Below are 23,803 nucleotides of genomic sequence, written 5' to 3'. Positions count from 1 at the left end.
CCCGCGGCGCTTGCCTTGACTCAAGCCGAACCTTCGGTTAGGGACAGCGCGCAATCGGCGTGGAGGGATCTTCCGCGCCGCTTGTTTTTTGAACCCGCAGACTGACAAAAAGACGGCCGAACCGCCTCAGGCGGTTCATCAAGGCCGACCGAACAGCGAAAGGCAAAAAATGTTCGCAGTCATCAAAACGGGCGGCAAGCAGTATCGCGTTGCCGCCAACGATCTCCTGAAGATCGAAAAACTCGAAGCCAATGTCGGCGACATCGTCGAAATCGGCAATGTGCTCGCGCATGGCGAAGGCGAGAACGTCACGTTCGGCGCGCCGTTCGTCGATGGTGCGATGGTCACCGCCGAAGTCGTCGAGCAGGGCAAGAACCGCACGGTCATCGCCTTCAAGAAGCGTCGCCGGCAGAATTCGCGCCGGAAGATCGGCCATCGCCAGCTTTTGACCACTGTCAGGATCGCCGAGATCCTGCTGGGTGGCGCCAAGCCGGCGAAGAAGACCGCCGCCAAGACCGAAGCGAAGGCCGAAGTTGCCGCCAAGACCGAGGCGAAGGCTGAAGCTGCGCCGAAGGCCGCAGCCAAGGCAGAGGCTGCGCCGAAGAAGGAAGGCAAGGCCGAGACGACCGGGGACAAGGCTGCCGAAGCCGCCGCGCCGTTGTTCAAGGCGCCGAAGGGCGAGCCGGACGATCTGACGGTGATCAAGGGCATCGGCCCGGTTGCCGCCGGCCAGCTCAACGAACAGGGCATCACCACCTTCGCCCAGATCGCCAAGCTGTCCGACAAGGATGTCGCCAAGATCGACGAGCACATGCCGTTCAGCGCCGACCAGATCAAGGACTGGCGCGAGCAGGCCAAGGAATTGGCGAAGAAGTAGAACGAACTGGCGCAATCGTCGCCGGATCGGACTTGAAACGGAACGCGAACGCGTTCATAAGATCGTTTAGGCGCCTCGCGGCGCATCGGAGTAGTTAGATGGCACACAAGAAAGCTGGCGGATCGTCGCGCAATGGTCGCGACTCCCATTCCAAGCGGCTCGGCGTGAAGAAATTCGGCGGCGAAGCCGTGATTCCAGGCAACATCATCATTCGTCAGCGTGGCACGACGTGGCATCCCGGCACCAATGTCGGCATTGGCACGGACCACACGCTGTTTGCGCTGGAAGCTGGCGCAGTCACCTTCAACAAAAAAGCCAATGGCCGAACCTACGTATCGGTGAACCCGATGACGAAGGCAGCGGAGTAGCCGGTTCCGCAAGAGAACACCGGCACCCATCTCGGGACCGGTGTCTGGCCAAGCCAGGAAATGGATCAGGGGAGATGGGTTTCCATCTCCCCTTTTTCTTGCCTGGAGGACTGACATGGTTGCCGAAGCGGAAGCGACAGAAGACGAAAGTTACGCGATAGATTGCCCGGTCCTGGTCACCGAGCGGCTGGTCATGCGGGCCCCGCGTGAAAGCGACATCGAGCAATTGGTGGCGCTCGCCGATAACCGCCATGTCGCGGAAATGCTGGCCCGCATGCCGCATCCCTATGGCGAGGCCGAGGCACGCGCTTTCCTGGCTATGACGGCATCGCGCCGGGCCGGAATCGCCTATGCGTTGACGCTGGCCGGCACCGAGACCTTCGTCGGCTGTGCCGGGCTCAACACCACGGATCGCGGGCTGGAGCTCGGCTATTGGATCGGCGAGCCGTACTGGAAACGCGGCTACGCGACGGAGGCAGCGCACGCACTGGTCGACCTTGCCTTCCAGAGAACCACGATCCAGGTGCTGCACGCCTCGACGCGGGTGATCAATCCGGCCTCGCGCCGGGTCATCCACAAATGCGGCTTCCAGTATGCCGGCCAGGGCATGCTGAATTCGATCGTTGCCGGCCAGGTGCCGGTCGAGCGCTACCGCCTCGATCGCAAGACATGGACCAGCCTCAGGAATTGGGTGCATTTTTGATGGATGCGGCTCACGCCATCTCGACCCAGACCGGCAAGTGATCCGAACCGGCCGCTTGCCGGTCGACCCACAGGCGCCTCAGCGATTTGGTAAGCGAGGCGCTGGTGAAGATGTAGTCGATGCGCTTGTGGCGGCTGGCATCGCCCGGCCGCTTGGGGTCGACCCAGGTGACGAGATCGGCGCCGGCCGCGCCGAGGCGCGCGGCGGCATCGACGGCGAGGTCGGCGGTCACCGGCATGCCGAATTCATGGTCAGGCTGGCCGGCGAGTTCGACGTGTTCCGGCGATCCGGCGAGCATGTTGAAGTCGCCCATGACGACGAAGGCTTCGGGACAAGGCAAGTCCGGTAAGCCGATCTCGGCGACGCCGGAGAGCCCACCGCCCTCGAGCGGGTAGTTCAACAGGCGTTCGCGCAGAAAGCGGATCTGGCTCAGGCGTTCGACCGGGCTGCGATGGTCGAGATGAGTGGAATAGAAGCGGACGAAGCCAAGCGGCGTTTCGATCAGCGCCTCCAGCGCGCCGCGCTGGAAGTTCATCGCCTCGAAACTGCGGCTGCGCGGCAAAAGGAGATTGCGCGACAGATGGATCGGCGTTCTCGACAGCACCATGTTGCCGAGCTGGAAGGTGGTCGTGATGGCGCGGCCGTTCTCCAGGCGCGATCCGGCGTCGGCTTCGAAATTGCTGCCGTAGACGGCAAAATAGTCGGGCAGCGCCTCGCCGAACTCGGCCACCATGTCGCGGCCGCCATTCTTCGGGTTGGCGCGGGTGACCTCCTGCAGCGCGATCACGTCGGCGCCGCGCACCGCATCGGCGATGCGACCGACATCATAGCGGCCGTCGAGGCCGATGCCGTAGTGGATATTGTAAGTTACCAGCTTCATTCCGACATCTCGCGCTTGGAAAGCCGAAGATCGATTTTCGGCAAGGGTCAACCAAATGCTACGCGTCCAGAGATACGCGCGACGTTACAGTAGCAAAAACGGCCCTCGCCCTTCGACCCGCCTTGCTTTAGAGCAATCCCGCAAAGCCAATAGCAGAAACCATACAATCCGATGAAATTTCTCGATCAAGCCAAGGTCTACATCCGCTCCGGCGACGGCGGCGCCGGTTCGGTGTCGTTCCGGCGCGAAAAGTTCATCGAGTTCGGCGGCCCGGACGGCGGCGACGGCGGCCGCGGCGGCGATGTCTGGGTGGAGGCGGTCGACGGACTAAACACGCTGATCGACTATCGCTACCAGCAGCATTTCAAGGCCAAGACCGGGACGCACGGCATGGGCCGCAACATGACCGGCGCCAAGGGTGCCGACGTGACGCTGAAAGTGCCGGCCGGAACACAGGTCTTTGCCGAGGACAATGAGACGCTGATCTGCGATCTGACGGTCGTCGGCCAGCGCTTCCTTTTGGCCAAGGGCGGCAATGGCGGCTTCGGCAACCAGCATTTCAAGACCTCGACCAACCAGGCGCCGCGCCGCGCCAACCCCGGACTGCCGGGCGAAGAGCTCAATATCTGGCTCAGGCTGAAGCTGATCGCCGATGCCGGCCTGGTCGGGCTGCCCAATGCCGGCAAGTCGACCTTCCTGGCGGCCGTCACCGCGGCCAAGCCGAAGATCGCCGACTATCCCTTCACCACGCTGCATCCGGGCCTTGGCGTGGCCCGCATCGACGGGCGCGAATTCGTCATTGCCGACATTCCCGGCCTGATCGAAGGCGCGCATGAAGGCGTCGGCATCGGTGACCGCTTTCTCGGCCATGTCGAACGCACGCGCGTCCTTCTGCACCTCGTCTCGGCGCAGGAAGAAAATCCGGGCAAGGCCTACAAGACCGTGCGTGCCGAACTCGACGCCTATGGCAACGGGCTGACCGACAAGGTCGAGATCGTCGCTCTTTCGCAGGTCGACATACTCGATGCCGACGCACGCAAAAAGAAGGCCGCCTCGCTGAAACGCGCCGCCGGCCGCGCGCCGATGCTGCTTTCGGCGGTCACCGGCGAGGGCGTCGAGGCGGTGTTGCGCGCGCTGATGGCTGTGGTGGCGAAGGCGCGCGAAGCTGTCGCTGCGCCGGTCGAGACGCGCTGGAACGCATAGCCATGGCCGCGCAATCGCTGAAAAATTATCGGCGCATTGCCGTCAAGGTCGGCTCGGCGCTGCTTGTCGACCGCACGACGGGCCTGAAGCGCGACTGGCTGGCCTCGCTTGCCGACGACATCGCCGTGCTGGCCAATGGCGGCGCCGAAATTCTCGTTGTGTCTTCCGGTGCGATTGCACTTGGCCGCACCATCCTCGGCCTCGGCAAGCGGGCGCTGAAGCTCGAGGAGAGCCAGGCGGCGGCCGCCGTCGGGCAGATCGCCTTGGCCGGCGCCTGGTCGGATGCGCTCGGCAAGAATGGTTTGAAATCGGGCCAGATCCTGTTGACGCTCGGCGACACGGAAGAGCGCCGCCGTTATCTCAACGCGCGGGCGACGATCTCGACGCTGCTCAAGATGAAGGCGGTGCCGGTCATCAACGAGAACGATACGGTGGCCACCTCCGAAATCCGTTATGGCGATAACGACCGGCTGGCGGCGCGCGTCGCCACCATGATGGGCGCCGACCTTTTGGTGCTGCTCTCCGACATTGACGGGCTCTACACGGCACCGCCTGCGCGTGACCCGCACGCTCGGTTCATTCCGATCGTCGACCGCATCACCCCCGACATTGAGGCGATGGCGGGTGCCGCCGCTTCGGAATTGTCGCGCGGCGGCATGCGCACCAAGCTCGATGCCGGCAAGATTGCAACCGCCGCCGGCACCGCCATGATCATCACATCAGGCACGCGGCTGTCGCCGCTGCTGGCAATCGAGCGCGGCGAGCGCGCCACCTTCTTCCGGCCGAGCAGCAGCCCGGTCAAAGGTTACAAGACCTGGATCGCCGGGCAGCTCGAACCGGCTGGCCGGCTGACCGTCGATGCCGGCGCCATCGGCGCGCTGCTCTCCGGCAAGTCGCTGCTGCCGGCCGGCGTCAAATTGGTCAGCGGCAATTTTGCGCGTGGCGACACGGTGGCGATCCTGTCGCCCGAGGGCCGCGAGATAGCGCGCGGGCTGGTTGCCTATGATGCCGCCGATGCCGTAAGGATCGCTGGGCTGAAGACGACCGAGATCGAAACCGTGCTCGGCTACGAGGCGCGTTCGGCGATGATCCACCGCGACGACCTTGTGGTGAGCCATGCCGGTGGTGAGCAAGTAGTCGGTGACCAGGTTACATAGCGGAGGATGAGCCATGCTGACGCTGCATGAAAAATCCCGGGATGACACCGTCGCGCTGATGGCCGATATCGGCCGCCGCGCGCATGCCGCGGCCCGACCGCTGGCCATCGCAGCGGCCGAGCGCAAGCACAAGGCGCTGGTCGGCATGGCTCAGGCGATCCTTCGGCATGAGCAGGATATCCTCGACGCCAACGCAATCGACATCAGAAATGGCGAGGAGGCTGGCCTATCGGCAGCGTCGATGGATCGGCTGAAGCTCGATCCCGTCCGCATCCGCGCCATGGCAGACGGCATCAGCGAGATCGCCGAGTTGCGCGACCCAATCGGCGAAATCATTGCTGGATGGGACCGGCCGAACGGGTTGCACATCGAACGGGTGCGCACGCCGCTAGGCGTCATCGGCGTCATCTATGAGAGCCGGCCGAACGTGACCGCCGATGCCGGTGCGCTCTGCCTCAAGGCGGGCAATCCGGTGATCCTGCGCGGCGGCTCGGATTCAGCGAATTCTTCCGCCGCGATCCATGCCTGCCTGGTCGAGGGGCTGAAGGCAGCCGGGCTGCCGGAGGATGCCATACAATTGGTGCCGACCACCGATCGCGCCGCCGTCGGCGAAATGCTGAAAGGGCTTTCCGGCAATCTCGAGGTCATCATTCCGCGCGGCGGCCGCAGCCTGGTCGAGCGTGTGCAGAAGGAGGCGCGGGTGCCGGTCTTCGCCCATCTCGAGGGCATCTGCCATCTCTATATCGACCGATCGGCTGATCTCGACATGGCGGTCAAGATCGCGGTCAATGCCAAGATGCGGCGCACCGGGGTGTGCGGCGCTGCCGAGACGCTGCTGGTCGACCGTGCCGTCGCCGTCACGCACCTGGTGCCGATCCTCGAGGCCCTACGGGCGGCAGGATGCGAGATCCATGCCGATGCCGAGGTGCTGAGGCTTTATGCCGATGCCCAGCCCGCGACCGATGCAGACTGGGTGACCGAATATCTCGACGCGATCATCGCTGTGAAGCTGGTCGACGGCATTGGCGGCGCGATCGAGCATATCGAGACGTTCTCCTCGCATCACACCGAGGCGATCGTCGCCGAGGACGCCACAGCGGTCGACCGGTTCTTCAACGAGGTCGATTCGGCGATCCTTCTGCACAACGCCTCGACCCAGTTTGCCGATGGCGGCGAATTCGGCATGGGCGCCGAAATCGGCATCGCCACCGGCAAGATGCATGCCCGCGGACCGGTCGGCGTCGAGCAACTGACGTCGTTCAAATATCGTGTACGCGGGTCGGGACAGGTGAGGCCTTGAAGCTTTGTGTTCAAAGAACCTGAAGCCTTGCGCCCAGCCACCCCCCTCTGTCCTGCCGGACATCTCCCGCTCAAGGGGGGAGATCAGCTCTCGTTCGCGATTTCGCCAATTGCCGGGCGGGCAGAATTCAAGCTGTCATTGAAGCTGACAATCTCCCCCCTTGAGGGGGAGATGCCCGGCAGGGCAGAGGGGGGTGCCTGACGCATGCTTGCCTTGTCCGAACATGCCATATCCTCCCGTTACCTCAAGATGCCGCATGCCGGGAAAGGCGTGGCGGTCGGGCTGTTTGGCGGTTCGTTCAATCCGCCGCACGCCGGGCATGCGCTGGTCGCCGAGATCGCGCTCAGACGCCTTGCTCTCGACCAGCTGTGGTGGATGGTGACGCCCGGCAATCCGCTCAAGAACGCTGGTGAACTTGCGCCGCTGGCCGAGCGGCTGCAGCTGTCTGAAAAGATCGCCAAGAACCCGAAGATCAAGGTCACCGCCTTCGAGGCGGCCCACCACGTCCGCTTCACCGCCGACACGCTGGCGTTGGTCAAGGCGCGTAACCCCGGCGTCGATTTCGTCTGGATCATGGGGGCCGATTCGCTTCGCGACTTCCACCGCTGGCAGCGCTGGCGCCGTATCGTGATGACGTTCCCGATCGCGGTGGTCGACCGGCCAGGTGCGACGCTGTCGTTCCTGTCGTCCGTGGTCGCCAAGACTTTCGACTATGCCCGCGTCGACGAAGGCGACGCACCGCGGCTCGCCCGCATGAACGCGCCGGCCTGGACCTTCATCCACGGCCCGCGTTCGTCGCTGTCGTCGAGCGCGATCCGCAATGTGGCAAAGGGCTGAGCGGGCGGAAGGCAAGTCCAGCCATGTCGCATTTGCCGCTGCCTTGACCTGCTTGATGGGCGATCCTCGGTCATGACGATTCTCGAGCGCGACCAGGACAAGAACGGTCTAGGGCAGCCGGCGCCCTCGATCGCCATTGCCAGCATCCTCTTGTCGATGGCGCTGATCGCCGTCGGCAATGGGCTCATGTTCGCCTATATCCCAGTCCGGCTCGGCGCCGAGGGCTTCGATCCGACTTGGGCAGGGCTGATCGTCACCGGCCTTTCGGCTGGCGGCCTCGCTGGCTGCATCCTGACCGGGCCGCTGGTGCGGCGTGTCGGCCATGCCCGCGTGTTCATGGTACTGTCGGCGCTGATCGTGCTGTCCAACGCCGCGGTCGGCGCCGGGCCGCACCCATTGCCATGGATCGCTGCACGGGCGCTCTACGGCTTTGCCATATGCGGCCTGTTCATTGTCGCGCAGAGCTGGCTGAACGATGTCGTCGCAAACGCCATCCGCGGCCGGGTCATGGCTATCTTCTACGTTGCCTATGTCGCCGGACTCGGCGTCGGCTATTCGACGCTGGCGTTGATCGATATCCGCGCGGCCGATGCGCCGCTGATCGGCATTGCCTTCACCGCGCTGTCGATCCTTCCCGTCGGGCTGACGCGGCTCGCGCAGCCACCGGCGCCGCAAGCGGCGTCGGTGGCGCTCGGCCGCGCCTGGCGAATCTCGCCGGTCGGCGTTGCCGGCATGCTTGCCGTCGGCGGCCTGTCGATGACGATTTCGGGTTTTGCGCCAATCCATGCCACCGCCAGAGGCTACAGCCAGGCCGACGTCGCCTTGCTGCTTTCGGCAATGCCGGTCGGCACGCTGATCCTGCAGATTCCCCTCGGCTGGATTTCCGACCGCACCGACCGGCGCTTTGTGCTGATCGCGGCGTCGGCGCTTGCCGCCGCGGCGGGCCTGTTTGCACTGGGTTTCGACGGTGGCGCTCTGGCGACGCTGCTCGTCATCTACGTGGTCTGGGACGGCGCCTCGGAATCGATCTATTCGCTGGCCAGCGCCCATGCTGGCGACCGCGCCGGCAAGGACGACATGGTGGCGCTGTCGAGCTCGCTCTTGTTTGCCTGGTCGCTGTCCGGCTTCGTCGTGCCCGGCATTGTGACCGGGCTTTCCGCCATCTATGGCACGCAGGCCTTCATCTATGTGGCAATCGTCATTGCCGCCGCCTACTGCTTGTTCGTTCTCTGGCGCGTCGGCATGGTGCGGCCCGTGCCCGCCACCGAGACCGGCAGTTTCGCGCCGATGACGGCGCAGGCGCCGTTGCCTGTCGATCTCGCCTTCGCGCCCGAAGATCAGCGCGGGCGCGGAGAGCTTTGAGGGCCATCTGCGGGCTGGCTTCAAATGCTCTATTGCTGCGTGGCTGAGGCCTCCGGCTGCGGCGCTTGCGGCGCCGGCGCCGGAATTGAAAGGCCTTCGGCATCGAACGCCTGCTTGACACTCTTGGTGAGGTCGATCTGGGCGGCGAAGAAATCGGCAGCCGCCGTCCAGTAGCGCAAGGTGATGGCGACGGTGCTGTCCCCGACAGTCGCGACAAAGGCGATCGGCGCCGGCTGCCGCCTGACGCGCCGGTCGGCGGCGGCGACACCGAGCATGGTCTTTTGCGCGAAATCGATGTCGTTCCACGAGCCGATGCTGAGCGTGATGTCGCCGCGGCGCACACCATTGCGGGTGAAATTGCGGACCGGCTGGTTCCACAGGGTCGAGTTAGGTGCAAGCACGTAGACACCTTCGACCGTCCTCAGCGTTGTTGCAAACAGCCCGATCTCCTCGACGGTACCGGATATGGCGCCGACCTCAACATATTCGCCGATGTGGAACGGCCGCAGCGCCAGCAGCATGATGCCAGCGGCAATGTTCTGCAGCGTGCCTTGCAGCGCCAGACCGATGGCCAGGCCGGCGGCACCGATGGCGGCAATGATCGAAGCCGTCTGCACGCCGAACTGGCCGAGAACCATGATCACGACAAGCCCGAGGATGGCGTAGCGGACGACCTGCGAGAAGAAATGGCGGAGCTCGTCGAAGCCGTGAACGTGGCCGAGGCCGGCATAGATCGAACGTTCGGCGAGGCCGGCGACGATGTAGCCGATGACCAGCAGGATGACGGCGCCGACCGCCGAAAGCGAGTAGGAGACGATCAGCGTGCTGAGTTGCGCCAGGCCGGATTGCACGGTGAGGAGGGCGTTCTGAGGATCGATCGGCATGTCGGGATTCCGGTTCGTGGATGAGCCGATAACCGCTGCGGGGCGAGGCGGTTCCGAATTTCTGGCCCGGAAAAGCCGCATATTCGGCCGTTACCGGGCGTCTGCTTGCGAGCGGTGTCTTGAAACTGCAACCTAACTCTGCCTATCTAAGCAGTGTCACCTGATTTGAAAGGTGATTTGGTTGTTCTTGCTGCGAAAGGAAATACACTGAGAACAGCACTGCGGAAGAAGGCCGACATCGTGCCTTCGCCGGCCGGGATCAGCGTAAACGACGCCGTGTCCCGCGCCATCAAGACAGTCCTTGCCAGTCTGGAAGACTCCAAGGCCGAAAACATCGTCTCAATCGACATTCAGGGGAAATCGAGCCTCGGCGACTACATGGTCGTCGCGTCGGGCCGATCGCACCGTCATGTCTCGGCTGTCGCCGATCATCTCCTCAAGGCGCTCAAGGATGCCGGGCTCGGCACGGCGCGCGTCGAGGGGCTGGCTGGCGCCGACTGGGTCCTGATCGATTCGGGCGACATCATCGTCCATGTCTTCCGTCCCGAGGTCCGCGACTTCTACAATCTCGAAAAGATGTGGCAGGCGCCGGATCTTGAGGAAGAGACCCTCCACTGAGCCGTATTCGTCTTGATGCACGTCGTTGTGCGACACGCATCAGCGGCTCTCCGAGGCAGGGATGAAGATTACCGTTCATGCCGTGGGCCGAATGAAAGCCGGCCCCGAGAAGCAGTTGGCCGACCGCTATTTCGAGCGTTTCGCCAAGAGCGGCCCTGCCGTAGGCCTCGAATTCGCCGGGATCGCCGAGATTGCCGAAGGCCGCGCGCAGACGGCCAATGAGCGCCGGCGCGAGGAAGGCCAGAAGCTGCAGACGCACTTGCAACCGGGCACGGCGCTGATGCTGCTGGATGAGCGCGGCAAGAACCTTTCCTCCGAGGATTTCGCCGGCCGCATAAGCTTGCTGCGCGATGGCGGGCGCAAGGCGCTGGTGATCGCCATTGGCGGCGCCGACGGCCATGACCAGTCGCTGCGTGACTTGGCTGATCTGACGGTGTCGCTCGGCGCGCTGACCTGGCCGCATCAGCTGGTCCGCGTCATGCTGGGCGAGCAGCTTTACAGGGCGGCCACGATCCTTTCCGGCCACCCCTACCATCGTTCATGAAGCCGGTTCGATCAGCGAATTGACGCCAGCCGCCCGGATTTCTGCCCCAATGCTCATCGACAGTTTGGGCTCATAGGGGTTTGCGGATGGCGGCCGGGCTCGAACATGGTTGATGGTTCGTTAACGAAGCCGCGCATAGAGTTGGGCTTCAATGTCTGAAGACTGGAAATCACGAACGGGCTCCTGGCGCGTGCGCTACGGCATCGCAGCGGCGGTGATCGTGGTTTCGCTCGGGATCGCGCGGGCTGAGAACACGCTCGACCTGGCGCCGGACCCGGACCAGAGCCGCGCCGAATACGAAAAGGTATCGAAAGAGATCACGCTGTCGTCCGAGCGGCTGGCCAAGCTCGCCGCCGACATAGCGGCGGTCAAGAAGGACCATGCCTCGATCACCGCGGCACTGATCCAGTCGGCGATGACCGAGCAGAAGCTCGGCCAGGACATCGAGGACATTGGCGGCAAGCTGGAAGGGCTGAAGGCGCAGGAGCAGAAGATACGCGCCTCACTGGCCGCCAGACGTGACGTTCTGGCCGAAGTGCTCGGCGCGCTGCAGCGCATGGGGCTCAATCCGCCGCCGGCGATCCTGGTCAAGCCGGAGGACGCATTGTCGTCGGTGCGCAGCGCCATCCTGCTCGGTGCCGTGGTGCCGGAACTGCGCCAGCAGACCGACATGTTGCTGGCCGATCTCAAAGAGCAGTCGCGGGTGACGGCCTCGATCGAGGCCGAGCGGGCGCGGCTGACGGCAGCGGTCGGCGAGCAGGCGGCGGAAAAAAAGCGGCTCGGCATGCTGCTCGAAGCCAAGCAGAAGCTCGCCGCCGATACGCAAACCGCGCTGGCCGCCGAAAAGCAACGGTCCGCGACGCTGGCGGCCAAGGCCGGCAGCCTGAAAGAGCTGATCGCATCGCTCGAGGCCGACAGGGCCCGCAAGGCGGCGGATGCGGCCAAGGCAGCCGAGCAAAAGACGGTGGACGCCGACAAGGGCCCGGCATCGGCCCCGGCGCCAACGGAACTGGCCTCGCTGCCGGTGCCGGAGAGCAACAGGCTCACCGCTGCTGCGCCGTTTTCCGCGCTTCAAGGGCAGATCGCGCTGCCGGTCACCGGCAGGATCAAGCGGCGCTTCGGGGCCAACGACGGTAACGGCGCGGTGATGCTCGGTGACATGGTTGCGACACAATCGGGAGCCATCGTCACAGCGCCGGCGGATGGAAACGTGCTTTATGCGGGGCCTTTCCGCTCTTACGGTCAACTCTTGATCCTGAATGCGGGTGACGGCTATCATGTCGTCCTAGCGGGGATGAGCAGAATCAGCGTCGCGTCTGGCCAGTCGGTGCTCGCAGGTGAGCCGGTCGGCGCGATGGGAGAGGCCCGGGTGGCGAGCACCTCGGCATCGAAGAATGGAAATGCCACGCCGGAGCTCTATGTCGAGTTCCGCAAGGATGGAAAACCCGTCGATCCGGCCCCATGGTGGGCGGACCGTTTTTCTGGAAGGACGTGAATGATGCGGAAACTGTCGCTTCTGTTTGCCGGTGCGCTGATGGGTGCATCGGCGATGAGCCTGGTCTATGGCGCGCCCGGCTCGACGGCGAAGGCTGCGGGCTCCGAGACCTATAAGCAACTGGCGATCTTCGGCGATATCTTCGAGCGGGTGCGGGCGAATTATGTGACGCCGCCGGACGACAAATCGCTGGTCGAAAATGCCATTAACGGCATGCTGTCCTCGCTCGACCCGCACTCCTCCTACATGAATGCCGAAGAAGCGCAGGACATGCGCGTGCAGACCAAGGGCGAGTTCGGCGGCCTCGGCATCGAGGTCACCATGGAGAACGACTTGGTCAAGGTGATCACGCCGATCGACGATACGCCGGCCGCCAAGGCTGGCGTGCTCGCCGGCGACTATATCGCCAAGATCGACGGCGAGGAGGTTCGCGGCCTGACCCTCAACGACGCCGTCGAGAAGATGCGCGGGCTGGTCAACACACCGATCAAGCTCACCATCCTGCGCCAGGGCGCCGACAAGCCGATCGAACTGACGGTCGTGCGCGACATCATCAAGGTAAAGGCGGTGAAGTTCCGGGTCGAAAACGACATCGGCTACATGAAGATCACCTCCTTTACCGAAAAGACCTATGACGACCTCGAGAATGCCATCGACACCATCAAGAAGCAGGTGCCGAACGACAAGCTCAAGGGTTACGTGCTCGACCTGCGCCTCAATCCGGGCGGTTTGCTCGACCAGGCGGTGAGTGTGTCGGATGCCTTCCTCGACCGTGGCGAGATCGTCTCGACGCGCGGCCGCGATCCGAAGGACGTCACCCGCTTCGACGCGCGGGCCGGCGACGACATCGGCGGCAAGCCGCTGATCGTGCTCGTCAATGGCGGCTCGGCCAGTGCCTCGGAAATCGTTGCCGGCGCGCTGCAGGATCTGCGCCGCGCCACGGTGGTCGGCACGCAGTCCTTCGGCAAGGGTTCGGTGCAGACCATCATTCCGCTTGGCGAGAACGGGGCGCTGCGGCTGACGACGGCGCTCTATTACACGCCGTCCGGCAAGTCGATCCAGGGCAAGGGCATCACGCCCGATATCAAGGTCGACCAGCCGCTGCCGGCGGAACTGCAGGGCAGGGACCTGACGCGCGGCGAATCGGACCTCAAGGGCCATATCAAGGGCGCCGACGAAGGCACGACCGGTTCGGGCTCGGCAGCCTATGTGCCGCCGGAGCCAAAGGACGATTTGCAGCTCATCTATGCCGAGCAGCTGCTGCGCGGCCAGAAGACCGATCCGGCGTTCCCGCCGAATCCGCAAAAGGCCGTGTTGAACCAGTAAGGGCAAGCCGGGCCAAACAGGTCTGGCTGCCTGAGCGAAGCGATGCGATGCTGCCGGGGCCGCGAGGCTCCGGCAGTTTGATTCGGGGCCGTGGCCGGCATGCTGCGCGTCCAGTGAAGCGAGGGGACGCGCCGACATTTTGGATTTGCGCCTCCGGAGGTTCCACTTCGGAGATGCGCGCCGGGGGTGCGGGCTTGGCTGATATCGGCAAGGACATAGAACGACCTCTCGGACAGGCGATCCGGCCGCCGCGCGCAGGCAGCGGGATCAGCGCCGGTGCAGTCGCGGCCGCGCTTGTCGTGCTGGCCGTGGTCGGCGTTTCCGGCGCGATCGCCTTGCGCGACAAGCCGTTCCGCAAGCCGCAAGAAGTCGCCGTTTCGACGCCGAAGATGCCGGCAGCGGCGGATCCCGCCGCGGCGCCGGCCAAGGCGACGCCCGCAACGGAAGCGCCAAGCAACGCAAGCGAACAGAAGACGGGCGAACAAACGACAAGCGGGAAGATGGGCGGTCCGCAGATCATCCATGTCCAGACCGAAGAGGGCGACGGTCCGCCCAAGGCGGCCATTGTCATCCGCGACCCTTCGACGATCGGCCAGAACCTCAGGATCGCGCACATTCCCGACAAGGCGCTGATCGAGGCCAGCGAGACCGGTCCGCTGCCGATCCGCGCCGCCGACGGCCGGCGCCCGTTCGATGTCTATGCGCGGCCGTGGTCCGGCGCACGCGGTGCACGCGTGGCGCTCGTCATCGGCGGGCTTGCCGTGTCGCAGACCGGCACGCAGGCAGCCATCGCCAAGCTGCCGGCGGAAGTGACGCTGGCCTTCGCGCCGCAAGGCAACAGCATCGGCCGCTGGATGCAGGTGGCGCGGCAAGGCGGCCATGAGGTCATCATGCAGGTGCCGCTCGAGCCGTTCGACTATCCGAACGTCAACCCCGGCCGTAACACGCTGACCGTGGCAGCGGCGCCGGACGAGAATTTGAAGAATTTACGCTGGGCGCTGTCGCGAACGACCAACTACACCGGCGTCATGAACTATATGGGCGCCCGCTTTTCGGCCGACGCGACGGCGATGGGGCCGTTGATGGCCGAGCTTGGCAAGCGTGGTCTGGCCTATGTCGACGACGGTTCGTCGGCGCGCAGCCTGGCATCCGAATTGGCGCTGAAGGACGGCGTGCCGTTCGTCGGCGGCGATACGGCGATCGACGCGGTGCAGGACCGCGGCGCCATATTGAAGAAACTGGATGGGCTGGAAGCGACGGCACGGGCGAAAGGCTTTGCCGTCGGCATCGGCTCGGCCTTCGACCTGACAGTCGATACCGTGTCGTCCTGGGTGACCGAGGCCAAGAAGCGCGGCATCGAGATCGTGCCGATTTCGGCGGTGGCCATAGATCCGGAAAAAGGCTGACATGGCAAAGAACAAGCTCGTTGACGCCGAGACACTGCCCTACCGGCCCTGCGTAGGGGTGATGGTCCTCAATGGCGATGGCATGGTCTGGGTCGGCCATCGCATTGCCGAGCCGGACAGCGAATTCGCTGGAACCACGCAGCTCTGGCAGATGCCACAGGGCGGCATAGACGATGGCGAGGAGCCGCTGCCCGCGGCGGAGCGCGAGCTTTACGAAGAGACCGGCATGCGCTCGGTGTCGCTGCTGGCCGAGGCGCCGCACTGGATCAAATACGACCTGCCGGCCCATCTGGTCGGCGTCGCCTTCAAGGGACGATATCGCGGCCAAACGCAGAAATGGTTTGCCTTCCGCTTCCACGGTGACGAAAGCGAGATCGAAATCAATCCGCCGCCGGGTGGCCACAAGGCCGAGTTCGACCGGTGGGCGTGGCGGCCGATGCTGGAACTGCCCGGTCTGATCGTGCCGTTCAAGCGCAAGGTCTACGAAGACGTGGTGGCAGCGTTCCGGCACCTGGTGGCGTAGCCGCCGGCCTTCCGCTAAAACAGGTCGGCATGACCGACATCTCCAGCAAATCCCTTCCGCAGACCGTCTCTCTACCGCAGGCCGGCGCCCCGAGTGAGCCGATCAGCGAAGCGGCGGCGGGGGCGATCCTGACCGTCGATCTTGGCGCCGTCCGTGAGAATTACCGGCGGCTGAAGGCGCGTCTGGGCGGCGTCAGCTGTGCCGGAGTGGTCAAGGCCGACGGTTACGGGATTGGCGCGGCGCCGGTGGCGGCGGCGCTGATGGCTGAAGGCTGTGATATTTTCTTCGTCGCGCATTTGGCCGGCGGCGTCTTGCTGCGCAAGGCGCTCGGCTCAGACCCGGCCATCTACGTGCTGAACGGCATTCCGCCAGGTGCGGAACGGGAAGCGGTTGCGGCGGGGCTTTGCACTGTCGTCAACAGCGCCAGCCAACTTGCGGTATGGCGCGAGATGGCCGGGCGGGTGGGCCATAAATTGCCTGCCGCCGTCCAGGTCGACAGCGGCATGTCGCGGCTCGGCATGGCGCCCGAGGAGGTGAAAGCCATCGCGCAGGATCCGCAGGCTTTCGATGGTGTCGAACTGACCTTCGTGATGAGCCATCTCGCCTGCGCCGACGAACCCGAGCAACCGGCCAACGAGCAGCAACGGCTGGAATTCGAACGGCTGCGCCGGATGCTGCCGGGAGCGCCGGCGTCGCTTGCCAATTCATCAGGCATTTTTCTCGGGCAGCGCTATCACTACGACCTCGTTCGTCCGGGTGCCGCTCTCTATGGCATCAATCCGACGCCGGCGAAGGACAACCCGATGCTGCCGGTGGTGCGATTGCAAGCCAAGGTCATCCAGACGCGGATGCTGGAGGCCGGCGCCGGTGTCGGCTACGGCCACACTTTCCACACCAAGGCCCCGCTTGCCGCGGCGACGATTTCGCTCGGCTACGGCGATGGCTGGCATCGACGCGCCGCTTCCGCTGCCTGGTTCGAAAATGTGCGGCTGCCCTTCATCGGCCGGGTTTCGATGGATTCGATCATCCTTGACATTTCCGCATTGCCGCCCGGCAAGCTGAAGGCCGGCGACCTCGTCGAACTGATCGAGCCGTCGTCGCAGACCGTGGACCAGGTAGCCGGCCAGGCCGGCACCATCGGCTATGAGGTCTTGACCAGCCTCGGCCACCGCTTCCACCGGCGCTATGTGAATGGCTAGGACGCAAGCTTGTTGTCCTCACGCATGTCGTTTCCCTCAGCATCGGCACTTGGCGGACGCCGCAGAATCCGGCAGACAGAAGGCGGCGATGATCCCGGACCCGAACCCTGACGAGACGCCGTTGCGGAGAACTAAGCGATGAAGATCTTCGTGCTGGGCGGCGGTGTGATCGGGGTCACCACCGCCTATTTTCTTGCCGAGGCCGGCCATCAGGTGACGGTGATCGACCGCCAGAAAGGCCCGGCGCTGGAAACCAGCTTTGCCAATGCCGGCGAGATCTCGCCCGGCTATGCCTCGCCCTGGGCCGGGCCCGGCGTTCCGCTGAAGGCCGTCAAATGGCTGTTGATGAAGCATGGTCCGCTGGTGGTGCGGCCGGCGCTCGATCCGCATATGTGGATATGGCTGGTCAAGATGCTGCGCAATTGCACGGCTGAACGCTACGCGCTGAACAAGGCGCGCATGGTGCCGCTGGCCGAATACAGCCGCGACACGCTGAAGGCGCTGCGCGAGGCGACCGGCATCGCCTATGACGAGCGCGCCAAGGGTACGCTGCAGCTTTTCCGAACGCAAAAGCAGCTCGATGGCGTCGGCGGCGATGTCGAGGTGCTGAAGACCTATGGCGTCCCTTATGAGGTCCTCGACCCCGACGGCTGCATTGCTGCCGAGCCCGCGCTGGCTGGCGTGCGCGAGAAATTCGTCGGTGGCCTGCGGTTGCCCGGCGACGAAACCGGCGACTGCAAGATGTTCACCGACAGGCTTGCGGAGCTTTGCGCGGCACGCGGCGTCACCTTCGAATACGACACGGAGATACGGCGCGTCGTCAAGAAGCGCGATCGCATCACCAACATCAGCACCAGCAAGGGCTGGATGGTCGCTGACGCCTATGTGATGGCGATGGGCAGCTATTCGGCGCGGTTCATGCGCATGCTGAAGCGGCCCATCCCGGTCTACCCGGTCAAGGGCTATTCGATCACCCTGCCGATCAAGGACGCCGCCGCCGCGCCGGTGTCGACGGTGATGGACGAGAGCTACAAGGTGGCGATCACCCGCCTCGGCGACCGTATCCGGGTCGGCGGCACGGCGGAAATCTCCGGCTTCGACATGCGGCTGCACGAATCGCGGCGCCGCACGCTCGAACATTCGGTCGGCGACCTTTTCGCGGGCGGCGGCGACATGCGGTCGGCCACCTTCTGGTGCGGGCTGCGGCCGATGACGCCGGACGGGCCGCCGCTGATCGGGCGCACCGATTTCTCCAATCTCTATCTCAATACCGGCCACGGCACGCTCGGCTGGACCATGGCCTGCGGCTCGGCCAAGGTTCTGGCCGACATCATCTCCAGCCGGGTGCCAGACATCGACGTCGGCGATCTCGGGCCGGGACGATACGCCAAGTAAGACCCCCAGCAGCTAAGACAGCCAGCGGCCGATAGATCTCACGCGAACAATCCCCGATCCCGTTCGACGGCCTTGGTGATGAAGCTCGCGACGATCTGAACGCGGCGCAGCGGCCTGACCGATTCATGATAGACCAGCCAGTAGGCGCGGCGGATGGGTGCGACGATATCGAGAGGCACCAACTCCGGCATCGAGTGGGCAACGAAGGTGTGCAGTATGCCGATGCCGGCGCCGGAACGCACCGCTTCGGCCTGGCCGAGCGCTGAGGAAATGGCGAAGCTGGTGCGCCAGTCGGCGCTGAATTCGGCCGCGTAGTCGAGCGAGGGACTGACGATCAGGTCCGGCACGTAGCCGATCAGCGTGTGCTGGCCCAGCTCGGCGGCGCTTCCGGGCAGGCCATGCGTGTCGGCGTAGGCCCGCGACGCGAACAGGCCGAGCGTGTAGTCGACCAGCTTTCCCGCCACCAGCCGGCCTTCCGTCGGCCGTTCGACGGTGATGGCAATGTCGGCCTCGCGCCGGGATAACGAGAAGGAGCGCGGTACCGGCACCAGCTGGATGGTGAGTTCACGGTGCAGAGCGGTCAGCGCGCCGAGGCGCCTGGCCAGGAAGGCGACGCCAAAACCGTCCGGCGCGCCGATGCGCACGGTGCCCGAAACGTCGTCGCCTTCGCCTGAAACGGTCGAGCGCGCGGCGATCATGTCGCCCTCCATGCGTTCGGCGATTTCGAGGAAACGTTCGCCTGCCGGCGTCAGCTCGCTGCCGGTGGTAAGCCGGCGAAACAGTTTTGTCCTGAATGCATCCTCGAGGGCGGCAATGCGGCGCGAGACGGTCGCGTGATTGAGCTCCAACCGCCTGGCGGCGCCGAGGATCTGGCCGGCGCGCGCCACGGCAAGGAAGATGCGAACGTCATCCCAGTTCATGGGGATGGTCCGTTTCGATAAAGAGCGCCGTGTTCCCGCCCACCCCCCTCTGGCCTGCCGGCCATCTCCCCCGCAAGGGGGGAGATCGGATGTCCGGTCGGCTTTCGCCAATCTCCAACGTCGCAAAAAGGGCGGTAAGGCCGAAGTCGCCAATCTCCCCCCTTGCGGGGGAGATGTCCGGCAGGACACAGGGGGGTGTGAAGAAACTCAACTCAGCAATCCAAGCGATAGGAGTACACTCCCTACCATTTGCGCCATTTGATGCACAATCGCGCGCCGCTATCTATTTTCTGCACAACGGTTGCGTTTTCACTCGCGTTGCCATCGCTCCCGCAAAGGCGGACAATGCCTCATCACGAACCAGGGAGAGAGACCATGATCGAATACGGTCATTTCATCGGCGGCAAGCGTGTCGCCGGAACCAGCGGCCGCAAGCAGGACGTCATGCAGCCGATGGACGGCACGGTGCGTGGCACGGTGGCGTTGGCTTCGCAGGCGGAATTGCGCGCAGCGGTCGAAAACGCCAAGGCGGCACAGCCCGGCTGGGCGGCAACCAACCCGCAGCGGCGCGTGCGCGTCTTGATGCGGTTCCTCGAGCTGGTCGCCAAGGAGTATGATGCGCTGGCCGAGATATTGGCGCGCGAACACGGCAAGACCGTCGCCGACGCCAAGGGCGACATCCAGCGTGGCCTCGAAGTGGTCGAGGTCTGCATCGGTGCGCCGCATATGATGAAGGGCGAGTTCACCGATGGCGCCGGCCCCGGCATCGACGTCTATTCGATGCGCCAGCCGCTCGGCGTCGTCGCCGGCATCACGCCGTTCAATTTTCCAGCGATGATCCCGTTATGGAAGATCGCGCCGGCCATCGCCTGCGGCAATGCCTACATCCTCAAGCCGTCGGAGCGCGATCCGGGCGTGCCGATGCGGATTGCCGAACTGTTCATCGAGGCCGGCCTGCCGGCGGGCATCCTCAATGTCGTCAACGGCGACAAGGAAGTGGTCGACGCCATCCTCGACGATCCCGACATCAAGGCTATCGGTTTCGTCGGCTCGACACCGATCGCCCAGTACATCTATTCGCGCGGCTGCGCGGCCGGCAAGCGCGTGCAGTGCTTCGGCGGCGCCAAGAACCACATGATCATCATGCCCGATGCCGACATGGACCAGACCGTCGACGCGCTGATCGGCGCCGGCTACGGCTCGGCCGGCGAGCGCTGCATGGCGATCTCGGTGGCCGTCCCGGTCGGCAACGACACCGCCAACCGGCTAATGGAAAAACTGGTGCCGCGCGTCGAGAGCCTGAAGGTCGGTCCGTCGACGGATTCTTCCGCCGATTTCGGCCCTCTGGTCACGGCGCAGGCGCTGGAGCGGGTCAAATCCTATGTCGACACCGGCGTCAAGGAAGGCGCCAAGCTGGTGGTCGATGGCCGCGGCTTTTCCATGCAGGGCTACGAGAACGGCTACTATATGGGCGGCTGCCTGTTCGACAACGTGACTGCCGACATGCGCATTTACAAGGAAGAGATCTTTGGGCCGGTGCTGTCGGTGGTGCGCGCGCCGACTTACGAAAACGCCATCAAGCTTGCCAACGAGCACGAGATGGGCAATGGCGTCGCCATCTTCACCCGCGACGGCGATGCGGCGCGGGACTTCGCCTCACGAGTCCAGGTCGGCATGGTCGGCATCAACGTGCCGATCCCGGTGCCGATCGCCTACTATACGTTTGGCGGCTGGAAGGCGTCCTCGTTCGGCGACCTCAACCAGCACGGGCCGGACGCGTTCCGCTTCTACACCAAGACCAAGACTGTGACGTCGCGCTGGCCGTCCGGCGTGAAGGACGGCGCCGAGTTCGTCATCCCGACGATGAATTAGCCGGACGGTTTCCTGTCTGCGCGTCCTCGCTTCGGCTGCGGGCGCGCGGGCCGGTGTGAAGGACGGCGCCGAGTTCGTCATCCCGACGGTGAACTGATCCAAATCGCAGAAAGCAAGAAAAGGCCCGGGCTTGGAGCCCGGGCCTTTTTTGTCGCCGTCTTCATCGGCATGAACACGAATGTGATGGAACCAAGAAGGCAGCAATCCTCTTAGGTTGCAGTCCTGCCGCGAAGGAGGAGCTGGCAGATCAACCAACGGCGCTGGTGACGGCTCCGGGGGATATCGTCCGGCGCAAAGGAGATGTCAGATGACACGTCTCATGGCGATCATAGCTTGCGCGGCAACGGCGGCGCTTTCCGCCATCCCGGCAATGGCTGCCGAGCAATGCGCGGCACGCGCCGATATGGTCAAGGCGCTCGGCGAGAAGTTTCATGAAAACCCGAGCGCGGTTGGCGTCGTCAATCCGAATGTGGTGCTTGAAGTCTTCGTTTCCGACAAGGGCACCTGGACCATCCTCGCCAGCGATACAAAAGGTCAAAGCTGCGTGATTTCAGTCGGCGAAGGCTGGGAGAGCGCGATGACGATAGCGGCGCTGCCCGGTACCTGAAGTAGGCCTTTCCTATTCACCTGGCCGCAGCCTCGGCACGACAGCCGGGCTGCGGCCTTATTCTCGGCGACCTTGAAACGGATCTCCCCGCGCCCGCTTGAGGCGCGCACGGCTTGCTATTTTTCGTTAGCGATACCATATATGGAACATAGCGAGAACATCCAGAATCGTTCCCGCTGGCGGCAGACCGGAACACGGAAAGGAGCGACGCGATGATGACGTCGGAACCGGCCTGGATCGCTCCGGCAAAATGAGGCCGTCAATCACCTCCCTTTGCCGGATCGTGATGGCAAAGGAGGTGCCCTATGGCACGCAAATCGCTGTTAGGATGGGTGAAGACCGTAGCTTTTGCTGGCTTATTCGCGGTGGGTACGAATGCCGCAAGCGCCCAATATCAATACTGCGTTGAACATGGCGACCTCGTCGCCCACCTGGCCGAGAATTTCCAGGAAAGACAGTTTGCTCTCGGACTGATCGGTCAGGAGGCGGTCATGGAAGTTTTTGTCGCCGATAGCGGAAGCTGGACGGTCATCGTGACCGACGTCGCCGGCAGAAGCTGCATTGTCGCAGCCGGCGAAAATTGGGAAAGCGTGGAGGCCCTGCCCGGCCAAAACTCATGAGGGAGCGGGCGGCGTCAGCGCGTAGCAGCTGCCTCAGCGTGGCCGCGCAGCAACGCCATCAGCCGCTTGGCGTCCTTGGCCGCGGCCTCTTCGTCGCCGGCGAGGATCGAGCGGATCAATGCGACATGGTGCTCGGCGGATTCGGCCAAGCCGGTATCGGCCTTGTAGCGGAACCAGAAGCGGCGGCTGTGGGTTTGCAAGGGCGCCGCCAGGCGCGCCGCGAACGGGTTGTCTGCAGCCAGCGCCAGCGCCTCATCAAGCGCCTTGTCGGCTTGGATGAAGCAAAGAACATTTTCCGAAATCACGGCCTTTTGCATGGCCAGCGCTGCGTCATGAAACAGGTCGGCGGCCTCGCGGGTGACGAAGCGGGCGGCCGAGCGGGCAAGCACGACCTCGACGCCGCGGCGGGCGTCGAGGACGCGCAGCCAGTCGCCAGGGTGAAGCGGGGCAATGGCAATGCCGGCACGCGGCCGGACCTCGAGCAGCCCCTCCCAGGCCAGCCGCTGGATCGCTTCGCGCACCGGGGTGCGGCCAAGGCCGAGCCTGTCGATCAGCGCCCCCTCGGTGATGAAGCTCGCGGGCGCCAGTTCGAGCGTTACGATCATATGCTCGAGCCTGCGGTAGGCCTTCGCAGTCGCCGGCTCGGAGCCTGGGTTGTCATATACCAATGCGGCGTCTCCTGATATATTTTTGATATATCATATCAGATTCAACGTTGACAGCCGGCTTCTTAAGAAATATACGACTGATATATCAGATGGAGCAACCGACATGTGGGCCGGAGTTTTCCCCGCCGTTACGACCAAATTCACCGAGGATGATCGCCTCGACCATGCCGAGATGGAGCGCTGCTTTGCGCTGCAGATGGAGGCCGGCTGCGACGGCATCATCGTCTGTGGCTCGCTTGGCGAAGGACCGATGCTGTCGCATGACGAAAAGATCGAGGTGCTGAAGACCGCGCAGAAGATCGCCGGCAACAAACCGGTGCTGTTGACGGTCAACGAAGCCGGCACACGCGAGGCGGCGACGATCGCGCGCCGCGCCGCAAAAGAAGGCGCCAACGGTTTGATGGTGGTGCCGAGCCCGATCTACCATACCAATGCCGAGGAGACAGTCGCGGCACTCAGCGCCGTCGCCGCGGCCGGCGACCTGCCGGTGATGATCTACTCCAACCGGTTTGCCTACCGCGTCGACGTCACCGTCGACCAGATGGAGGAACTGGCGAAGGACCAGCGCTTCGTCGCCATCAAGGAGTCCTCCGACGATATCCGCCGCTCGACCGAGATCATCAACCGCCTCGGCGACCGCTACGATTTGTTCACCGGCGTCGACAATCTCGCCTTCGAGGCGCTGTCGGTCGGCGCTATCGGCTGGGTGGCGGGCCTGGTCACCGCGTTCCCGCGCGAGACGGTCGCTATCTACCAGCTGATGAGACAGGGCCGCCGTGAGGAGGCGCTGAAGATCTACCGCTGGTTCCGGCCGCTGCTCGATCTCGACGTATCGACCTATCTGGTGCAGAACATCAAGCTCGCGGAAGTCTTCGCCATCGATACCAATGACCGGGTGCGCATGCCGCGCCAGCCATTGTCGGGCGAGCGCCGCAAGGCTGTCGAAAAGATCGTCAGGGATGCGCTGGCGGTGCGGCCAGAGCTGCCGACATTCTGATCCAGTCACTTTGAGGCTATTTGCAGATGTGCAGCGCGGCGC

Annotated in this window: 24 protein-coding genes; 20 read left to right on the top strand and 4 right to left on the bottom strand. The window is 64.3% G+C overall.

Annotated elements, in window-relative coordinates:
- Nucleotides 1-169 precede the first annotated feature (169 nt).
- The 3 genes from NKH37_RS04035 (at nt 170) to NKH37_RS04025 (ending at nt 1,948) form a co-directional block, all read left to right on the top strand.
- A complete protein-coding gene (locus NKH37_RS04035; RefSeq protein WP_352480957.1) occupies nt 170-877 on the top strand; it encodes a 50S ribosomal protein L21 in 708 nt (235 codons plus the stop codon).
- A gap of 98 nt (nt 878-975) precedes the next feature.
- Entirely contained in the window at nt 976-1,245 is a 270-nt protein-coding gene (gene rpmA / locus NKH37_RS04030; RefSeq protein WP_023678077.1) for a 50S ribosomal protein L27, read from the top strand.
- A gap of 115 nt (nt 1,246-1,360) precedes the next feature.
- Nucleotides 1,361-1,948 (top strand): GNAT family N-acetyltransferase, encoded by a 588-nt coding sequence (locus NKH37_RS04025; protein ID WP_353003884.1) that lies wholly within the window; start codon nt 1,361-1,363, stop codon nt 1,946-1,948.
- 10 nt (nt 1,949-1,958) lie between these two features.
- Here NKH37_RS04025 and NKH37_RS04020 read toward each other — a convergent pair whose 3' ends face one another.
- A complete protein-coding gene (locus NKH37_RS04020; protein WP_353003882.1) occupies nt 1,959-2,828 on the bottom strand; it encodes an endonuclease/exonuclease/phosphatase family protein in 870 nt (289 codons plus the stop codon).
- A 171-nt stretch (nt 2,829-2,999) separates the two neighbouring features.
- Between NKH37_RS04020 and obgE the strand changes: the two genes are divergently transcribed.
- The 5 genes from obgE to NKH37_RS03995 all read left to right on the top strand — a co-directional run bounded on the left by obgE (nt 3,000) and on the right by NKH37_RS03995 (nt 8,687).
- Entirely contained in the window at nt 3,000-4,031 is a 1,032-nt protein-coding gene (obgE, locus tag NKH37_RS04015; protein WP_352480954.1) for a GTPase ObgE, read from the top strand.
- Between the two features lie 2 nt (nt 4,032-4,033).
- Nucleotides 4,034-5,188, top strand: coding sequence for a glutamate 5-kinase (gene proB / locus NKH37_RS04010; RefSeq protein WP_353003880.1), 1,155 nt, complete (start codon nt 4,034-4,036; stop codon nt 5,186-5,188).
- Between the two features lie 13 nt (nt 5,189-5,201).
- Nucleotides 5,202-6,488 carry a glutamate-5-semialdehyde dehydrogenase gene (locus NKH37_RS04005; protein ID WP_352480953.1) on the top strand — a complete coding sequence of 429 codons (1,287 nt, stop codon included), beginning with the start codon at nt 5,202-5,204 and terminating at the stop codon, nt 6,486-6,488.
- Between the two features lie 249 nt (nt 6,489-6,737).
- A complete protein-coding gene (locus NKH37_RS04000) occupies nt 6,738-7,325 on the top strand; it encodes a nicotinate-nucleotide adenylyltransferase (RefSeq protein ID WP_031194203.1) in 588 nt (195 codons plus the stop codon).
- 72 nt (nt 7,326-7,397) lie between these two features.
- A complete protein-coding gene (locus tag NKH37_RS03995; protein WP_023719677.1) occupies nt 7,398-8,687 on the top strand; it encodes an MFS transporter in 1,290 nt (429 codons plus the stop codon).
- Between the two features lie 29 nt (nt 8,688-8,716).
- On the opposite strand, the gene NKH37_RS03990 is transcribed toward NKH37_RS03995, so the two are convergent.
- Nucleotides 8,717-9,571, bottom strand: a complete 855-nt coding sequence (locus NKH37_RS03990; protein ID WP_353003878.1) for a mechanosensitive ion channel family protein — start codon at nt 9,569-9,571, stop codon at nt 8,717-8,719.
- 240 nt (nt 9,572-9,811) lie between these two features.
- On the opposite strand from NKH37_RS03990, the gene rsfS reads away from it, so the two are divergent.
- The 8 genes from rsfS to NKH37_RS03950 all read left to right on the top strand — a co-directional run bounded on the left by rsfS (nt 9,812) and on the right by NKH37_RS03950 (nt 18,077).
- Nucleotides 9,812-10,189 (top strand): ribosome silencing factor, encoded by a 378-nt coding sequence (rsfS, locus tag NKH37_RS03985; protein ID WP_023678068.1) that lies wholly within the window; start codon nt 9,812-9,814, stop codon nt 10,187-10,189.
- Between the two features lie 61 nt (nt 10,190-10,250).
- On the top strand, nt 10,251-10,733 hold the full coding sequence (gene rlmH / locus NKH37_RS03980; protein WP_023719675.1) for a 23S rRNA (pseudouridine(1915)-N(3))-methyltransferase RlmH: 483 nt from the start codon (nt 10,251-10,253) through the stop codon (nt 10,731-10,733).
- Between the two features lie 151 nt (nt 10,734-10,884).
- Nucleotides 10,885-12,228: a murein hydrolase activator EnvC family protein gene (locus NKH37_RS03975; protein ID WP_352494137.1), complete on the top strand. Its 1,344-nt coding sequence runs from the start codon at nt 10,885-10,887 to the stop codon at nt 12,226-12,228.
- On the top strand, nt 12,229-13,554 hold the full coding sequence (locus NKH37_RS03970; protein ID WP_023719673.1) for a S41 family peptidase: 1,326 nt from the start codon (nt 12,229-12,231) through the stop codon (nt 13,552-13,554).
- A 194-nt stretch (nt 13,555-13,748) separates the two neighbouring features.
- Nucleotides 13,749-14,960, top strand: a complete 1,212-nt coding sequence (locus tag NKH37_RS03965) for a divergent polysaccharide deacetylase family protein (RefSeq protein ID WP_353003876.1) — start codon at nt 13,749-13,751, stop codon at nt 14,958-14,960.
- Between the two features lies 1 nt (nt 14,961).
- Nucleotides 14,962-15,483, top strand: coding sequence for an RNA pyrophosphohydrolase (locus tag NKH37_RS03960; RefSeq protein ID WP_352480951.1), 522 nt, complete (start codon nt 14,962-14,964; stop codon nt 15,481-15,483).
- Between the two features lie 29 nt (nt 15,484-15,512).
- Nucleotides 15,513-16,682, top strand: coding sequence for an alanine racemase (gene alr / locus NKH37_RS03955; RefSeq protein ID WP_353003875.1), 1,170 nt, complete (start codon nt 15,513-15,515; stop codon nt 16,680-16,682).
- Between the two features lie 138 nt (nt 16,683-16,820).
- Nucleotides 16,821-18,077 (top strand): D-amino acid dehydrogenase, encoded by a 1,257-nt coding sequence (locus NKH37_RS03950; RefSeq protein ID WP_352494141.1) that lies wholly within the window; start codon nt 16,821-16,823, stop codon nt 18,075-18,077.
- A 38-nt stretch (nt 18,078-18,115) separates the two neighbouring features.
- Here NKH37_RS03950 and NKH37_RS03945 read toward each other — a convergent pair whose 3' ends face one another.
- Nucleotides 18,116-18,997: a LysR family transcriptional regulator gene (locus NKH37_RS03945; RefSeq protein ID WP_352480948.1), complete on the bottom strand. Its 882-nt coding sequence runs from the start codon at nt 18,995-18,997 to the stop codon at nt 18,116-18,118.
- A 375-nt stretch (nt 18,998-19,372) separates the two neighbouring features.
- Between NKH37_RS03945 and NKH37_RS03940 the strand changes: the two genes are divergently transcribed.
- The 3 genes from NKH37_RS03940 to NKH37_RS03930 all read left to right on the top strand — a co-directional run bounded on the left by NKH37_RS03940 (nt 19,373) and on the right by NKH37_RS03930 (nt 22,096).
- Nucleotides 19,373-20,869, top strand: coding sequence for a CoA-acylating methylmalonate-semialdehyde dehydrogenase (locus NKH37_RS03940; RefSeq protein WP_023719667.1), 1,497 nt, complete (start codon nt 19,373-19,375; stop codon nt 20,867-20,869).
- Between the two features lie 307 nt (nt 20,870-21,176).
- The gene (locus NKH37_RS03935; RefSeq protein WP_023719666.1) at nt 21,177-21,476 is read left to right on the top strand and encodes a hypothetical protein; all 300 of its coding nucleotides are present in this window, start codon (nt 21,177-21,179) and stop codon (nt 21,474-21,476) included.
- A 305-nt stretch (nt 21,477-21,781) separates the two neighbouring features.
- Complete coding sequence (locus tag NKH37_RS03930) at nt 21,782-22,096, top strand: hypothetical protein (RefSeq protein WP_352480947.1); 315 nt, start codon at nt 21,782-21,784, stop codon at nt 22,094-22,096.
- Between the two features lie 14 nt (nt 22,097-22,110).
- Here NKH37_RS03930 and NKH37_RS03925 read toward each other — a convergent pair whose 3' ends face one another.
- Nucleotides 22,111-22,764, bottom strand: a complete 654-nt coding sequence (locus tag NKH37_RS03925; RefSeq protein WP_023719664.1) for a GntR family transcriptional regulator — start codon at nt 22,762-22,764, stop codon at nt 22,111-22,113.
- A gap of 103 nt (nt 22,765-22,867) precedes the next feature.
- Here NKH37_RS03925 and NKH37_RS03920 point away from each other — a divergent pair, with 103 nt between their 5' ends.
- Complete coding sequence (locus NKH37_RS03920; protein WP_352999084.1) at nt 22,868-23,761, top strand: dihydrodipicolinate synthase family protein; 894 nt, start codon at nt 22,868-22,870, stop codon at nt 23,759-23,761.
- Nucleotides 23,762-23,803: the final 42 nt, after the last annotated feature.

Origin of the sequence: Mesorhizobium sp. M1217, from assembly GCF_040318275.1 — a bacterium.
Lineage (GTDB): Bacteria > Pseudomonadota > Alphaproteobacteria > Rhizobiales > Rhizobiaceae > Mesorhizobium.
Note: the sequence above shows the minus strand (reverse complement) of the source record. Positions and strands in the feature narration are given on the sequence as shown.

What these genes read in the sequence shown, in the direction of transcription:
- NKH37_RS03930 (WP_352480947.1), top strand. Translation starts at nt 21,782, where the DNA reads ATGGCACGCAAATCGCTGTTAGGATGGGTGAAGACCGTAGCTTTTGCT.
- alr (WP_353003875.1), top strand. Translation starts at nt 15,513, where the DNA reads ATGACCGACATCTCCAGCAAATCCCTTCCGCAGACCGTCTCTCTACCG.
- NKH37_RS03950 (WP_352494141.1), top strand. Translation starts at nt 16,821, where the DNA reads ATGAAGATCTTCGTGCTGGGCGGCGGTGTGATCGGGGTCACCACCGCC.
- NKH37_RS03960 (WP_352480951.1), top strand. Translation starts at nt 14,962, where the DNA reads ATGGCAAAGAACAAGCTCGTTGACGCCGAGACACTGCCCTACCGGCCC.
- NKH37_RS04005 (WP_352480953.1), top strand. Translation starts at nt 5,202, where the DNA reads ATGCTGACGCTGCATGAAAAATCCCGGGATGACACCGTCGCGCTGATG.
- NKH37_RS03945 (WP_352480948.1), bottom strand. Translation starts at nt 18,997, where the DNA reads ATGAACTGGGATGACGTTCGCATCTTCCTTGCCGTGGCGCGCGCCGGC.
- NKH37_RS03920 (WP_352999084.1), top strand. Translation starts at nt 22,868, where the DNA reads ATGTGGGCCGGAGTTTTCCCCGCCGTTACGACCAAATTCACCGAGGAT.
- NKH37_RS04025 (WP_353003884.1), top strand. Translation starts at nt 1,361, where the DNA reads ATGGTTGCCGAAGCGGAAGCGACAGAAGACGAAAGTTACGCGATAGAT.
- NKH37_RS03990 (WP_353003878.1), bottom strand. Translation starts at nt 9,571, where the DNA reads ATGCCGATCGATCCTCAGAACGCCCTCCTCACCGTGCAATCCGGCCTG.
- rpmA (WP_023678077.1), top strand. Translation starts at nt 976, where the DNA reads ATGGCACACAAGAAAGCTGGCGGATCGTCGCGCAATGGTCGCGACTCC.
- NKH37_RS03940 (WP_023719667.1), top strand. Translation starts at nt 19,373, where the DNA reads ATGATCGAATACGGTCATTTCATCGGCGGCAAGCGTGTCGCCGGAACC.
- NKH37_RS03995 (WP_023719677.1), top strand. Translation starts at nt 7,398, where the DNA reads ATGACGATTCTCGAGCGCGACCAGGACAAGAACGGTCTAGGGCAGCCG.
- rlmH (WP_023719675.1), top strand. Translation starts at nt 10,251, where the DNA reads ATGAAGATTACCGTTCATGCCGTGGGCCGAATGAAAGCCGGCCCCGAG.
- NKH37_RS04000 (WP_031194203.1), top strand. Translation starts at nt 6,738, where the DNA reads ATGCCGCATGCCGGGAAAGGCGTGGCGGTCGGGCTGTTTGGCGGTTCG.
- NKH37_RS03970 (WP_023719673.1), top strand. Translation starts at nt 12,229, where the DNA reads ATGATGCGGAAACTGTCGCTTCTGTTTGCCGGTGCGCTGATGGGTGCA.
- proB (WP_353003880.1), top strand. Translation starts at nt 4,034, where the DNA reads ATGGCCGCGCAATCGCTGAAAAATTATCGGCGCATTGCCGTCAAGGTC.
- NKH37_RS04020 (WP_353003882.1), bottom strand. Translation starts at nt 2,828, where the DNA reads ATGAAGCTGGTAACTTACAATATCCACTACGGCATCGGCCTCGACGGC.
- NKH37_RS03935 (WP_023719666.1), top strand. Translation starts at nt 21,177, where the DNA reads ATGACACGTCTCATGGCGATCATAGCTTGCGCGGCAACGGCGGCGCTT.
- NKH37_RS04035 (WP_352480957.1), top strand. Translation starts at nt 170, where the DNA reads ATGTTCGCAGTCATCAAAACGGGCGGCAAGCAGTATCGCGTTGCCGCC.
- NKH37_RS03975 (WP_352494137.1), top strand. Translation starts at nt 10,885, where the DNA reads ATGTCTGAAGACTGGAAATCACGAACGGGCTCCTGGCGCGTGCGCTAC.
- obgE (WP_352480954.1), top strand. Translation starts at nt 3,000, where the DNA reads ATGAAATTTCTCGATCAAGCCAAGGTCTACATCCGCTCCGGCGACGGC.